Raw genomic sequence first — 251 nt, forward strand, 5'->3', positions numbered from 1 at the left:
ACTTGCCTTATCACGCTCCACTTCCAATTCCTTAATAATAATTTTTGACTTGCCTTCGAGAATGCGAATAACATTCTTAATATTGTGGCGATAGATTTTCCGTAATTCAGGCGAATCATTGACAGGGGGACACAAGCATAACCCTAAATGGTTATAAAGACATATTCGCTTGGGATGATTGACTACTGATTGATACGGAAATGCCCGACGAATGAGCTTGAGTACCTGCTTCACCGCCGCTGAACTAGGAT

The 251-nt window shown here is 41.4% G+C and carries 1 protein-coding gene; it reads right to left on the reverse strand.

Annotated features, from left to right (window positions below; translation table 11 throughout):
• The coding region (locus KVT28_RS25855; protein WP_217551112.1) for a hypothetical protein at positions 1–251 on the reverse strand (251 nt) is incomplete at both ends.

It is taken from the genome of Pantoea sp. GbtcB22 (assembly GCF_019091025.1).
GTDB lineage: Bacteria > Pseudomonadota > Gammaproteobacteria > Enterobacterales > Enterobacteriaceae > Pantoea > Pantoea leporis.